The organism is Microcoleus sp. SVA1B4 (assembly GCF_036700545.1).
In the GTDB taxonomy this organism is placed as follows: domain Bacteria; phylum Cyanobacteriota; class Cyanobacteriia; order Cyanobacteriales; family Microcoleaceae; genus Microcoleus.
Genome location: NZ_JAUBPB010000032.1, coordinates 35,379 through 48,173, shown reverse-complemented (window position 1 = coordinate 48,173; position 12,795 = coordinate 35,379). Strand labels below are relative to the sequence as shown.

Here is a 12,795-nt window from a genome sequence, read left to right as displayed (position 1 = left end):
AGAAAGCACAAACAAAGATGCTGTCTTGCTCCATCTCGCTCCCATCTGGCTCAACTAAGTCAGCCTCATAGAAAGCTTACCCGGAGGGTATTAACCTATTATGAACAAATTAACACCAATTCTCCTCAGCGGCATCCTATTATTTGGAGGTGCTGCTTGCAGCGACGTGGCTAAAACGAGCGCTGATGCTCCTAATTCTGCCACAGGAAATACCACTAGCCCGCCCCCAGCCGAGACTGTTCAAAAAACTCAGGGTGACGCCACTAGCCAGATTCGCCAAAACCAAGCAAATTCTGATATTAGGGCCAGAGAACAGCGCAACAATGTGACGGGAGGCGATGCCATAAGAGCCGATGGCGACCTCCAAAGTGAAGTGCGCTCCAAGTTAGAAGTAAACATCACTAAAGGTCAGCTAACTGTGGAGGCCAAAGACGGGCTTGTCACCGTAGGTGGCACAGTTCCCAATCAAACTGATCTAGCTAAAATTGAGCCGCTAGCTAAAGAGATTAAGGGTGTCAAAGATGTGAATGTTACGGCTGTTGTCGCCCCTGCTGCACCCGCATCGCCTAGCAGCAATCAATAAATGAGCCGGAAGAAGTCCGAGGGAAAGATATAGTTATCTAGTAGGAGAGAAGTCTGAGGGAAGAGGGTAAAGTTTGGCATTGTAAGATTGCTTGCGGAGCAGATTACAAGGCTTAGGTGACTCTCTAGGGAGAGCTGGGTTTTAAAGTGAAAGAGTTTAAATTGAATTTTAAATTCACCCATTCAAAACTCACGCAATACCTGCAACTTCCCCTTCCCAATTTCCGATTTCCCATCCCGGACAATTAGTGGGAAACCAACCTGAAGATAGAGTGGGAAGTTATTCCCAGCGACCGATGAAAATTGTTGGGAAAAAATGACTAAATGTGATTGATGGCAGAGCATAAATTCTGTGGTTGTGTAAAAGTAGTATATTTTTCAGGAGAAAAAAAATGGCTTTAGGTCAACACAAGCGAGCTGTAGGAGCATTTTCTAATTACCGAGATACGGAACTAGCCCTGATGGAGCTGCAAAGTACCGGGTTTCCGATGAATAAAGTTTCGGTAGTTGGGGAAAAGCTAGATAACAGCGAAATTGCGGGCGCTAGCGCTGGTAAGAGTACCGACGAGAAAGTCGGTGGTGGCGCCAAAGCAGGGGCGACAGCGGGAGTCGTGACGGGCGGTTTGATTGGGTTACTCGGAAGCATTGGAGCGCTAGCGATTCCGGGAGTTGGCCCGGTGATGGCGGGGGGTGCGATCGCAACTCTGCTGGCAGATACTGTAGTCGGAGGCGCGATTGGGGCTGCAGCAGGCGGTTTGGTCGGCGGTTTGGTCGGTTTGGGAGTTCCTGAAGATAAAGCTAAAGCTTATAACGATCGCGTCTCGCGCGGAGAATATTTGGTATTCGTAGAAGGAACAGATGCCGAACTTGCCACAGCCGAAGGAATTATGACTGTGCGGGGCATTCAGGATTGGGGCATTTACGATGTGCCAGCAGACACCGGCCGCAGAGCTTCGGGTCGCCAGAAGCGCGCCGTGGGAGTATTTTCCACCCGCCGCGAGACGGAACACGCACTGGGAGAACTGAGAACTGCCGGTTTCGACATGAATCGGGTTTCGGTCATCGCTAAGGATGCTGACTCCAAGGGCGACATCGCAGGCATTGACGTGCACGACAGCACGGACAACAAGGCCGATGAAGGGGCCACAAAAGGCGCCCTCACAGGTGGCACTTTGGGCGGTTTGACAGGCTTGTTGGTAGGTCTGGGCCTAGTGGCAATTCCGGGCATCGGGCCGATTATGCTGGCAGGAGCCTCAGCTACGGCGATCGCCACTACACTTGCCGGTACAGCTTTGGGTGCGGCAGCAGGGGGCTTGATCGGAGCTTTAGTCGGTATGGGAATTCCCGAAGAGGAAGCTAAAGTATACAACGATCGCGTGGCGAAAGGAGATTACTTGGTACTGGTTGACGGCAGCGAAGCAGAAGTCGCTAAAGCCGAAAGCATTCTGAGCCGCGGAGGTATTCAACATTGGAACACCTACGACTATAATCCCAGCGTCGATAGTGCTCGCGCTGATTACGGCGCACCGGGCACTCCAGGGGTTGATACTACGCCTGGTATTTACGATCCCAATCAGGGCGTTACGGGCAACCGTCGGATTTAATCATTCAGACTTTGTTTGGGTATGGTTTCTACTTTCTGCAGGGTAGTCGCACTCGCGCACTCGGATTGTAGAAAGCGATCCAAGCAACAGTGGCGAGCTAGCGGTTTTACGCTTCGTCGGTAAAATTATCTCAAAAGTCGGCTTTTTCTCTGAAAGCTGGCTTTTGTTTTGTTCTGGAAAGTTAAAAAAGCTCCCTGTCAAAAGTTTAATTTGGATTAGGGGCTCAATCCGTGAGCTGGGCTTTGCGCCGGAGGAGCGATGGGCTCCCTTAATTTTTATAGCCTAAATCAGCAGCAGTTTTTTACTCTGTAACACTCACTACAGCTCGATTGCCAACCCCGCAGTATTATCAAATTTGATGACATAAATTACAGCAGATATTGCCCAGTTAGTCAAAGAGCGACTATCTTTAATTATGGGGTGGCTAATTTCACCAACTTATACAGGTGAAGTACCCAGTCCCGCGCGCCCAGAAATGCCTGCGGTGGTCGGCAAATATTAGAATAGTAATAATTGTCGGAGGCTTCGGGCAAGACTTAGGCTGGTCATTAGTTAGCTGTAGCAGCCGAATTGCCGTTGGCAATACCTGCTACAGGAATACAGTTTTTCTGGGAATGCCTCACCGAAACATTTGAGAAGCCCAGAAACAGCTTTTATGTCCGGGAGCGCGTCAGGTGTCGGGTGTTCTGTAAATTAGAACCGCAAGCGCTCATGGATCGAGTAAACATTAACAGCAAGCACAGCAGCGCGGGAGCACAATGGCTCGCGGCTAATTTTTTCGCGAAATCTCAGGCTCAGCGCAGCGTATTGTTTGCTTTGCCTGCTGCTCGCTCAGCACTCCGAGGGAAACAGCCTTCCTGTGGGATTTCACGCTGCGCGCAGCACAGTGGGGGGAGGTGAAACTAGCTGAGCTGACCGAGCTCTGCTTTCAGGGGCGATCGAAGATAGAAGGCACTTATGTAGAAGGCATTGGGGGTTGAAGCTCCGATATCTTGTTTCTTGATTGCACTAATAAATTCGATCGCCAGTACCAGCAATTTTTCCGGTCAGAATGCGGCGCGGATGCCGCCAGCAATACCCCAAATATTCGATCTATCTTTACAAGAGCGATCGACCACTTCTCGGTATTTTGGTAAATAGTTAGCCGGTAATATTAGTGGTTAGCAGTTAGTATAAATAAAACTAACAATTAACAACTAACATCAACGGCTAAATAATTACTAGCCAAATAATACTTACAGGACTTACAGGCGGCGAGAAACGCGGTTTTTTCATAACTTCCGCGCTAGCCAACCTCAGATTATACCAGAACCCGGTTTATTTTCGTAAATTATAACTATGAGAGCAGGGTGATGGTAGGAATCAAGCAGTTTTGACAATTGTTAATGTGGCAGTATTAGTTTAAAAAACTGACTGGCAAACACGATAGTACAAACTTTCACACAACATAGAACATCGAGAAATTAAGGAAACTCACTCAATTTTTTTATGAATTTCACTGAACTTTTAAGTGCCGATGAACTTTTAATTAGACATAGAAACGGGGAACGAGATTTTCGAGGAGCTAACCTCATTGCAGCTCATTTGAGTGAAGCTAATCTCAGTCGAACAAATTTGAGCAACGCTAATTTGAAAGGTGCCAACTTAATTAGAAGCAAACTGATTGGAGCTAATTTAAACGCCGCCGACTTGAGCGGAGCTAATTTGTCTAAGGCGAAATTAATTGAAGCCAACCTGGGAAGTTCTAGTTTCACTGGAACTGTGGCGATATCCGCAGATTTTAGCGGGGCCAATCTCAGCGGAGCAATATTGTCTCAGGCGGACTTGAGCAAAGCTGTGATGACGGGAGCGAGTTTAGTAGGAGCTTGTTTGCTAAGTGGCTCGAAACTAACTGAGGCTAATTTGAGCGGGGCGACGCTGAGCCGAGCAATTATGAGCGGGGTTGACTTAAGTAGAGCAAATCTGACGAGAGCGATTCTCACCGAGGTAGATTTGACCGGGGCGAACCTGAGCGGAGCAACTTTAACTCGGGCTTATCTCAATCGCGGAAATCTCAGCGGCGTCAATTTGGTTGGGGCTTGCTTGAGCGAAGCAAGTCTGCGGGAGGCTTCTATTAGCGCTGCTAATTTAAGCGGTGCTGACTTGAGCGGTGCTGACTTGCAATCGGCCAATCTAAATGGCTCTAATTTGAGCGGTGCCGACTTGCAGGGAGCTAATTTGAGTAAAGCTAATTTAAATGGTTTGATTCTGCACAATGCGGATTTGAGGGCTGCGAATTTGAACAAAGCTTCTTTGCGGGGAGCTAACTTGAGCGGTGCAAATTTGGCAGGTGCTAGCTTGCTGGAAGCGGATTTGCGGGGGGCGAATTTGAGTCACGCCAATTTGTCGGGAGCCGGTTTGCTGCTGAGTTCTCTGACAGGGGCGAATTTGACAGGAACTAATTTGTCCGAGGCTAATTTGATTGGGGCCAGCTTGAATGTGGATAATTTGAATGAAGCAGCTTTGGGCGGGGCGATTTTGCCGAATGGAGCTACTCACAGCCGTGATTGATCAGTTGATTAACCATAATTAATTAGGTCAATCTCAACAAAACCGAACACCGAGAAACCCGATTTTTGTATGGGCGGTGCCCAGAGTGCCGGCCCTTCCGGGTTTCTAGCCTCTCCATCGCCCGGAGCTGATTAAGGCGGTTGAGCTTTAACCCAATTCTACGGAAAGCCGATTTTGGCAGGAAATGCAGGAAACATCGATCGCCCCGCTCAAACTCCAATCGAACTCAACTTGCACTCGGTCAGGGCCCAAGCGCCCCAAAAAATCCGGTATCCTCGCGCTCATCGCTATTGGGGAAATATTTTGGGAATTTACTTGCAAAATTTATGGACACCGTGCTATGGTTAAAAGGTTTGAGACTTAAAAAATCAATAGAGGTAAAACCCCGCAGAATGAAACAATTGGGAACCCATCTGGTCGCTGATGCTTGGCAGTCTCCTGGAGACCTGCTCAACGATCCTGAACGTATCCGCCGCGCTATTCTCGATGCGATCGAAGCCGGAGGAGCTACTCTCATCGATTTGTGCGTACACCAGTTTAGTCCTCACGGAGTGACAGCTACTGCTACTTTGGCAGAGTCCCATATAGCAATCCATACTTGGCCTGAACACGGTTATTTTGCTGCAGACTTATTTTTCTGCGGAGCCGGCGACCCTCACCGAGCCATGAAGGTGCTACAGACAGCTTTGGAAGCTAAACAGGTAAAACTCACTGAGTTCACGCGCGGTTTCGAGCCCGGGGTGGGAATCGTAGGTTCTGCTTGTGAAGAGCAGTATGCCCCTCGTTCAGTAGAAACGATTGCCGCCAGAGGATGATGGCCAATTAGCGTAACTTTGAACATTTTATGCTAGGTTTTGTTTAAAATCCCACGGCTTGAGCCGTGGGATTCTTGTTGGAATTTACTTTTTCATTAATAAAGGGCGAACAACTAAATAACCTGCACCGAAAGCTGCAATCACAATCAGAAAAATCGCGATCGCCAACCACAATCCACTTAAGTCTGAGGTTTTTTTGAGTTGCGATCGCACACGGTAAGGAGTTTCCGGCACCTCTGTAAATAATTTTTCGGGAAGTGGCTGCGGCATCGAGGCGGCTGTTGGCTCCGGTTCCGGTAGTGGGAAGGGGAAAGCCACTGTCTGAGGTGGTTGAGGTATGGCAGAGTTAGTCTGCGAGGTTACAGGTGGTGGGGGCGGAGGTTCAACGCTGAAATTGAATTTGACTGACGGCATTTGAGGCATCCCTGTCTGGGTGATGCTCTGAGCCGAGTTGACTACTTGCTGTAACTGTTGGGATACTTGAACTACTGTTTCTACTTCTCGCCGCAGTTGTTGATTTTGTTGGACTAATTGCTGATTGTGGGTTTTGAGGGAGTCCACCATCGCTTGGGCTGCTTGGAGCTCTGCCGTGACTTCTCGATAGAGGGAAATTGGTACTGATGGAGAGTAACTATTTGAGTTTTCAGGGGAAGTATTGTCAGATAAGGTAGTATTTTGCATAATTGTAGATGGCGAGGGTGAACTTGTTTTAGTTTAGCCTGAGAGTATTTGCAATTAGATCGATCGCAACACAATTCGTCAAGATATTTGTTACAGATATTGAACGTAAAATTAATTTAATGTTACAAGTTTTTAGTCGATCGCTATGAACAACCACGCACCCGAACAAACTATGTCGCAAAAGTCAAGCACCGAGGAAATGAAATACGGCGAACGCCAGATTTTGGAAGGGGAGTTAATTACTTTCCCGAATCCGCGAGTCGGGCGGCGCTACTCGATTAACATTACGTTGCCAGAGTTTACTTGCAAGTGTCCGTTTTCTGGCTATCCAGATTTTGCGACAATTCACGTTACTTACGTGCCAGACGAGCGGGTGGTAGAGTTAAAGGCGCTGAAACTGTACGTTAACAGTTATCGCGATCGCTACATTTCTCACGAAGAATCGATCAATCAAATTTTAGACGATTTTGTGGCGGCTTGCGCGCCGCTGGAAGCGACGATTAAGGGCGATTTTTCGCCGCGGGGGAACGTCCACACCGTGATTGAGGTGTCGCACCAGAAGTAGGTGCAGTCCCTGTGAGTGTCCGCCCGCTTGAACTGCTTTAGCGGGTAGGTATCTCATCGGAGAGAGATTCTAATGACATAAATTGTTTGACATTTAATATTTCAATCAACACCAGTTCTCCGCTGCTAGAATAGTGCAGAATCATGTTTCCTTCATCTTCGGCATAAGCGATCGGGCAATCAGAAATTTCGATCAGCATCGCATCTACATCTTGGGTGTATCTAATCTTTTTCATCTCGTGACTTTCTAGAATCTCTCTTTTTAGTAATGCGTGTTAACTGAACTCAATCCTTTTCATCACATTTATTTCCTGTTTAATTATCCGTTTTTTACCTGGTTTAAGGTGCGCCTAGCGCACCCTACGGTTAGCTTTGACTAGCTAGAGAAGTCTGCGCTATTTCGCTCTTTTTTTCCTCTTGTTTCGATTCTGCCAACTTGTCCAAAATCTCCACAACTTCTCTTTCAAAAGTCACCTGAGCGCGATTTGTGCGGCCGCCGACGTATAGTTTGCCGTCCTTTTCCAAAGCCCAAATCTGCGAGTGAGACAGATAGCTCATCAGCACACTAAGCATTAGCAACCCGAAGCCAGTATAAACGATCGGAATGCCCGGATCGGCTTTAATTTGCAATCCCGTACTGCCTACAACTTCGTCAATTGTCAGCATGACTCCGTTAACTTCTACCGCCGTGCCGGCGCGAACTGTAGTTAACAATTTGCCATCCGTACCGTACACTAACATCGTTCCTTGCAAGTCTTTTGCTAGCAGAGAAACTCCCGCACTCAAATCGGGTTTTGTGGGAATCCAAGCACCCCAAATTCGGCCTTTACCTTGAGTGTCTAACTGAGCCATTGGCAATTGTAAAACCGGGCTTTTGTTGAGGCGAACTCGCACGGCGGCTATTGCCCAATCTGCTTGATAAAATGTGACTCCCCGATATCTTAGGGGCTCGTTAACGTGAATAGTTTTACGATCGACCTCTTGGCCTGTTTTGTCCAAAACTGACAGATCAGAGTAAAATTGGTCGATCGCACCGCTCGGACTATAATCAATCCAGAACCGATTAACTCGCATCGACCAATCCTTCGGTATTTGCGGCCCCGCCCAAGGCCCCGCATCCAAGATATTCTGCACCTGAAATGTTTCGCCGCTGGCAACCATTTCTTGACCTAGAAATCCCGTCATTGCGCCCCATATCGACCCAGCTAAAATAATTAGCATACTGGCGTGAACAATAATCGGGCCGATTTTGCCAATTATTCCCTTGCGGGCATAAACTTTTTCGCCTTCTCGAAATATGCGGTAGTTTTTTTGCTGCAAAAGTGGTTCTAACGAAGTTAAAGCAACTGTTTCTAATTCCGCACTGAGAGCTAATTTTTCAAACTGCTTTGGTTCTTCATAAAATTTCCAGCGACGGGCGGCTTTTAATGCGGGAAATTGTCGGGTAAATGTACAAGCTGTTAAGCTGCTGCCAAACAAAATTAGGATTGACAAAAACCACCAAGTGCGGTATACGTGGTCAAGTCCTGCAATTAGCACAACTTTCCAAGTTAGGAAGCCGAACAAAGCAGGGTGTTCTGGATAGTTAGATTGGTAAAAAGGTACTGATTGGCCTTGTTCGATGACAGTGCCGGAAATGCTGAAAAATGCGATCGTCAGCAGCAAGATAATTGCCAACCGCAAATCTGCGAGCACCGGCAAGATTTCTCGCTTGAAAAACTTTTGAGGGGCAGTCGCCCAGTTTGAGAGTTTTGATAGAAATACTTCTTTTGATGTCATTGGTAATTATGAAGAAAGTTCGGCAACGGATTTTGTAAGGGATGTAACGGATATCAGCAAGTTCGGCAACGGATTGTGTAACGGATGTAACGGATGGCACAAGGGAGAAGGAAGAAAAAAGAGGGAAAAACAAAAGATGAACAAAATATTATTATGTTTATTGAAAAAGTCTCAATCAATTTTGAATTCTTTCTCTTTTCTTTCTTTCTTCCTTCGTGTTCTAGCGCTTACGCGCGGCTTCGCCTAACGCGTCTTCGCGGTTCGTTAAAAAAACTTAATTCACGCATTCCGTAGTGATTGCTATATCTTTCAATAAGGGCTGAAGTCCTTACAACGAAACTTACGCGGGAAGGATGCGGGAAAGCAGAGAGAAAACGCCAAATCCTACTAGCAAAACGCCACTAACAGGCGTAATCCAACTCGACCACCGACGTAATTCTAACAGCTTTTTTATGCTAGCAGTGAAAGTACCTGCTATGATTAGCGGAGCGACGTAGCCAGCAGCGTAAAACAGCAGTAACACACCACCTAAAACTGTATCTCCCGTTTTGGAAACCCAAGCTAAGAGTGTAGCTAAAACCGGAGTGCTGCAGGGAGAGGCTACTAAACCAAAAGTTAAGCCCAATAAGTACGATCGCACACCCGCCGGCAAATCTTTCGGCACCCACCCCACAGCGTCGAAAGACGGCATTTGTAAGGGTAAAGCTTCGAGTAAATTCAGCCCCATTAGAATAGCAATAATGCTGACAAGAATTGGCAAACCCAGGCCAATTTTGCCGTAAACTTGTCCGGCAAATGATGCTACAATACCTAAACCCGCAAGGGTGGTGGCTAATCCCAGGGAAAACCACGCCGACTGGGCGGCGGCTTGCAGGCGACTTTTTGCTTCGTATCCACCGATGTAGCCGATCGTGATCGGCAACATTGAAAGCATACAGGGCGTTAAGCTCGTTAGCAACCCTGCCAGAAAGATGACTCCGACGCTGACTAAACTGAGGTTTGTCAGTTGAGTATTTACTAAGTTATTAGCAAATTGTGCGAGTTGGTAAAGTTGAGTTTGCAGGGTTTCCATCAGTCGATTTTAGATTTTAGATTTTAGATTTTAGATTTTAAATTTTAGATTGAGTCCACAGCCCATCGATTTTAGATTTTAGAGAGACTCTACAGATGAATTTGGGAGTTTAAACTAAATATCTAATATTTTTGTTATTCACGACTCCTGTCGGGGGCTGGTATCCCTAGGCAGGCGACTTCAGGTTCGGGGCTGTTCTGGCTTTGTTGAAAATTGTAACAGATGCGCGCAGGTTCGGTTTGAGATTTAAGATTTTAGCGAGATTTACTGGTTGGGAGTTAAAAGGTCGATCGCACCCTGGTTTAAATTGATATCTTGACCGCAAGCATCCAGGATACCCGCCACGTGATTCATTCCTTCGGAGACTCAGGAGGGAGAAATAAAAACCTGTATCCGATGAAACTTGCCCCCCGAATCTATCCGTGGGGTCAAGGCTTCAATCTAAAATCTAAAATCTAAAATCGATTGACAGCATCCTCAACAAGCTGTTGGCAATGGGCGCAGCTACACCCGATAATGCGAAATCAGCCCGAAAGCCTGTTGTTGAAATTATTCAAGCAGACTTTAATTTTACTCTACTGTAAATTAAAGCCACTTTCTTCATTAATAGACCCGTCCGGCATTATTGCCCCTGCCAGCACCGCACCTCTGAGATTTGCTCCCGTTAAAGTAGCGCCTTCTAAATTAGCATTGCTCAAATTTGTGACTTGTTTGGAACCTCGGAAAAAGAAGCTGTGCAAGTCAGCACCTGTTAAATTAGTGTCTGCCAAATTAGCATATTGCAAGTCAGCACCGTGCAGCGTCGCATCCGTTAAGTTAGCTTGGGTAAGATTGCTTCCCCAAAGTCGAGAATCTAAGACATTAGCATCTTGTAAATTGGCGCGGCTCAGATTGGCCAAAGTCAGATTAGCATCCCACAACTTCGTACCGTTGAAATTAGCTTCTGTCAAATTGGCTCGACTGAGATCCGTGCCTAGAATATCAGCATTTGCTAAATTAGCGCCGGTGAGGTCTGCGCCAGAAAGGTCAGCATTTTTTAAGTTAGCACCGGACAAATTAGCGCCGGACAAATTAGCGCCGCTCAAATTGGCTTCTTGGAGATTAGCGCCCCGCAAATCGACAGCGCTCAAATCGCATTGCTTCCACAGAAAGCTGACGCACCAATTATCCTTTAATAGGTGACTCAAATCCTCCCCATTCGCTGCCATCACAGGAGGAGTTAAGTAGAGAGTGAACAGGACGATCGCCAACAATGCAGCGAAGAAAATTTTCAACCTCATAACTTTTTTCATTGACACTAATTTGTGCCATAAATTATTGATGTCTAATCAAAGCATAGCAAATAATCGGCAACTTTCCTCAGCAATATTACTCAAAAATATTAGTAATTTGTGGAACAGGCTGTCGGGCCTGTTAAGCGAGAATGGTGCTCTGGGCGTGAGTAAAAACCGGGTTTAAGATGGCCGTGTCCGATGGACAAATCCCGATCGAATATCGCTACAAAGTAATACTTGCTGCCGACAGTTGCGATCGCTCTCCCAGGGGCATACCTGCCAATAATCCCGGTAGGAACTGCTCAATATGGGAAGAAAGAAACCGCCAATCTAGCTTGAAAACCTTATATTTAAAGGGTTCTAGACGCATTTGTTCTGAAGTGCGATCGGCATCACTAACTAAGCCGAACTTTCATCACACAAGTCAATGCCCCAGCATCACCAAATCTCATCAAACTTATCACGTTCCTGAGACTACGGATATCACTGTCAGTAGCTGAAGTATGGAGGAAAATGACAGCATACAGTTGAACACCACTTCTCCCATGCCTACTATCCCCCTTCTCCCAAGCCAATTAGTTGTCACAACTATTTTCAATTCGATCGAATCTTTGGGATTCACTAATATTGCAGGCAAAGTATTTTCGGGGGAGCAAGCTGAATCCCGACAAGAGGCAAATTTAAAAGTTAGTACCAAAAAGTTTTACACTCAGGGTTTAAAAAATCTCGAACAACAAAACTTGGACGGCGCTATTAAAAATTTTACTGCCACAATTAACATTAATCCGCAATTCGCGTCAGCTTACAACGATCGCGGTGTGGCCCGCTACAAATTAGGCTATAAGCAATCGGCGATCGAAGATTTAACTACAGCCATCGAACTCAATCCTTACCGAGCCAAGTATTACAGCAATCGGGGGTTTATGCTGACTCGTTTAAAACATTATACTGCGGCGATCGCAGATTACAACTCGGCACTCCTGCTCAACCCTAATCTAGCTCAATCTTACTTTGACCGAGGTGCTATCCGCCTGCAAATGGAGAATTCCCTAGCAGCACTAGCTGATTTTGAGTCAGCAATTCGCCTCAATAACGATTTTGCTAAAGCTTACTTTAACCGAGGAGTGATTAGATATAAATTGAGAGAGGTTCAGGGAGCATTTGAGGATTTTCAGAAAGCGGCAGGGCTTTTTAAGCAGCAGGGGAGAATGGATTCTTATCAAGATGCGGTTTCTAAAATTAGTCAGCTATGGTATTAGTTGAATTTGGAAATTAGGAATTGATAATCAGGTAAGGTGCACCGAAGAGCACCCTACACCTATAATTAGGGCGTGAGTCTTGTTAAAGTTAGCCAACTCTCAAGGCGGCGTCTCCGGGGGGCAAGTTATCCACAACGAAAGGACTAAGAGAGTTAATTGCAAAAGCAGCATTTTGAACGGCTGCGGGGGTGGCATTTTGAACCACAGCCAAAGTAACTCCTCCAAATTGAATGAGTGTGTTGCTGCCTGATTGGGTGAATGAGGTGTTGGATAAAGGGCTGGTTAAGCCAATACGATCGCCATCTCCCGGCCTAAAATCAATAATTATATCGCTCGACCCATCCAACTCCAGATTTTCACCCGTAACCAGAACAAACGTATCAGTACCGCCACCACCAGTGAGAGTATCGCTGCCAGTATCGCCAATCAAAAAATCGTTACCATCGCCACCGATTAAAACATCGTTTCCTCTGCCGCCTCGCAAAAAGTCGTTACCAGCATCGGCATTGATAATATCGTCGCCGAGATTTCCGTTGATAATATCGTCGCCCACACCTCCGCTAATGGAGTCGTTACCTTTGCCGCCTCTAAGAAAGTCGTCACCCGCTTCGCCCG

The 12,795-nt window shown here is 46.6% G+C and carries 15 protein-coding genes; 8 read left to right on the top strand and 7 right to left on the bottom strand.

Features of this window, described 5'->3' with window-relative positions; all coding sequences use genetic code 11:
- The first annotated feature begins 100 nt into the window (after nucleotides 1–100).
- From QT987_RS16340 to QT987_RS16325, 4 genes are all read left to right on the top strand, one after another.
- Entirely contained in the window at nucleotides 101–583 is a 483-nt protein-coding gene (locus QT987_RS16340) for a BON domain-containing protein (RefSeq protein ID WP_333052400.1), read from the top strand.
- 391 nt (nucleotides 584–974) lie between these two features.
- On the top strand, nucleotides 975–2,186 hold the full coding sequence (locus QT987_RS16335) for a histidine kinase (protein ID WP_333241743.1): 1,212 nt from the start codon (nucleotides 975–977) through the stop codon (nucleotides 2,184–2,186).
- Nucleotides 2,187–3,185: 999 nt separating this feature from the next.
- Nucleotides 3,186–3,326, top strand: a complete 141-nt coding sequence (locus QT987_RS16330) for a hypothetical protein (protein ID WP_333241741.1) — start codon at nucleotides 3,186–3,188, stop codon at nucleotides 3,324–3,326.
- A gap of 348 nt (nucleotides 3,327–3,674) precedes the next feature.
- Nucleotides 3,675–4,736 (top strand): pentapeptide repeat-containing protein, encoded by a 1,062-nt coding sequence (locus QT987_RS16325; RefSeq protein WP_333241739.1) that lies wholly within the window; start codon nucleotides 3,675–3,677, stop codon nucleotides 4,734–4,736.
- Nucleotides 4,737–4,883: 147 nt separating this feature from the next.
- Here the strand turns inward: QT987_RS16325 and QT987_RS16320 are convergent, their stop codons facing one another.
- Nucleotides 4,884–5,021, bottom strand: a complete 138-nt coding sequence (locus QT987_RS16320) for a hypothetical protein (protein WP_333241737.1) — start codon at nucleotides 5,019–5,021, stop codon at nucleotides 4,884–4,886.
- 107 nt (nucleotides 5,022–5,128) lie between these two features.
- On the opposite strand from QT987_RS16320, the gene speD reads away from it, so the two are divergent.
- The gene (gene speD, locus QT987_RS16315; RefSeq protein WP_190743421.1) at nucleotides 5,129–5,551 is read left to right on the top strand and encodes an adenosylmethionine decarboxylase; all 423 of its coding nucleotides are present in this window, start codon (nucleotides 5,129–5,131) and stop codon (nucleotides 5,549–5,551) included.
- A gap of 84 nt (nucleotides 5,552–5,635) precedes the next feature.
- On the opposite strand, the gene QT987_RS16310 is transcribed toward speD, so the two are convergent.
- Nucleotides 5,636–6,232 (bottom strand): hypothetical protein, encoded by a 597-nt coding sequence (locus tag QT987_RS16310; RefSeq protein WP_333208431.1) that lies wholly within the window; start codon nucleotides 6,230–6,232, stop codon nucleotides 5,636–5,638.
- A gap of 145 nt (nucleotides 6,233–6,377) precedes the next feature.
- Here QT987_RS16310 and queF point away from each other — a divergent pair, with 145 nt between their 5' ends.
- On the top strand, nucleotides 6,378–6,797 hold the full coding sequence (gene queF, locus QT987_RS16305) for a preQ(1) synthase (RefSeq protein ID WP_333154950.1): 420 nt from the start codon (nucleotides 6,378–6,380) through the stop codon (nucleotides 6,795–6,797).
- A 37-nt stretch (nucleotides 6,798–6,834) separates the two neighbouring features.
- On the opposite strand, the gene QT987_RS16300 is transcribed toward queF, so the two are convergent.
- The 4 genes from QT987_RS16300 to QT987_RS16285 all read right to left on the bottom strand — a co-directional run bounded on the left by QT987_RS16300 (nucleotide 6,835) and on the right by QT987_RS16285 (nucleotide 10,939).
- Complete coding sequence (locus tag QT987_RS16300; RefSeq protein ID WP_333241735.1) at nucleotides 6,835–7,032, bottom strand: DUF2283 domain-containing protein; 198 nt, start codon at nucleotides 7,030–7,032, stop codon at nucleotides 6,835–6,837.
- A gap of 130 nt (nucleotides 7,033–7,162) precedes the next feature.
- Complete coding sequence (locus QT987_RS16295) at nucleotides 7,163–8,575, bottom strand: cytochrome c biogenesis protein (RefSeq protein WP_333241733.1); 1,413 nt, start codon at nucleotides 8,573–8,575, stop codon at nucleotides 7,163–7,165.
- Between the two features lie 340 nt (nucleotides 8,576–8,915).
- The gene (locus QT987_RS16290) at nucleotides 8,916–9,647 is read right to left on the bottom strand and encodes a cytochrome c biogenesis protein CcdA (RefSeq protein WP_445251724.1); all 732 of its coding nucleotides are present in this window, start codon (nucleotides 9,645–9,647) and stop codon (nucleotides 8,916–8,918) included.
- 575 nt (nucleotides 9,648–10,222) lie between these two features.
- The gene (locus tag QT987_RS16285; RefSeq protein ID WP_333208427.1) at nucleotides 10,223–10,939 is read right to left on the bottom strand and encodes a pentapeptide repeat-containing protein; all 717 of its coding nucleotides are present in this window, start codon (nucleotides 10,937–10,939) and stop codon (nucleotides 10,223–10,225) included.
- Nucleotides 10,940–11,106: 167 nt separating this feature from the next.
- On the opposite strand from QT987_RS16285, the gene QT987_RS16280 reads away from it, so the two are divergent.
- Nucleotides 11,107–11,421, top strand: coding sequence for a hypothetical protein (locus QT987_RS16280; RefSeq protein WP_333241731.1), 315 nt, complete (start codon nucleotides 11,107–11,109; stop codon nucleotides 11,419–11,421).
- Nucleotides 11,422–11,466: 45 nt separating this feature from the next.
- Nucleotides 11,467–12,180 (top strand): tetratricopeptide repeat protein, encoded by a 714-nt coding sequence (locus QT987_RS16275; RefSeq protein ID WP_333241729.1) that lies wholly within the window; start codon nucleotides 11,467–11,469, stop codon nucleotides 12,178–12,180.
- 88 nt (nucleotides 12,181–12,268) lie between these two features.
- Here the strand turns inward: QT987_RS16275 and QT987_RS16270 are convergent.
- A partial coding sequence (locus QT987_RS16270; protein WP_333241727.1) for a calcium-binding protein occupies nucleotides 12,269–12,795 on the bottom strand: 527 nt, incomplete at its 5' end.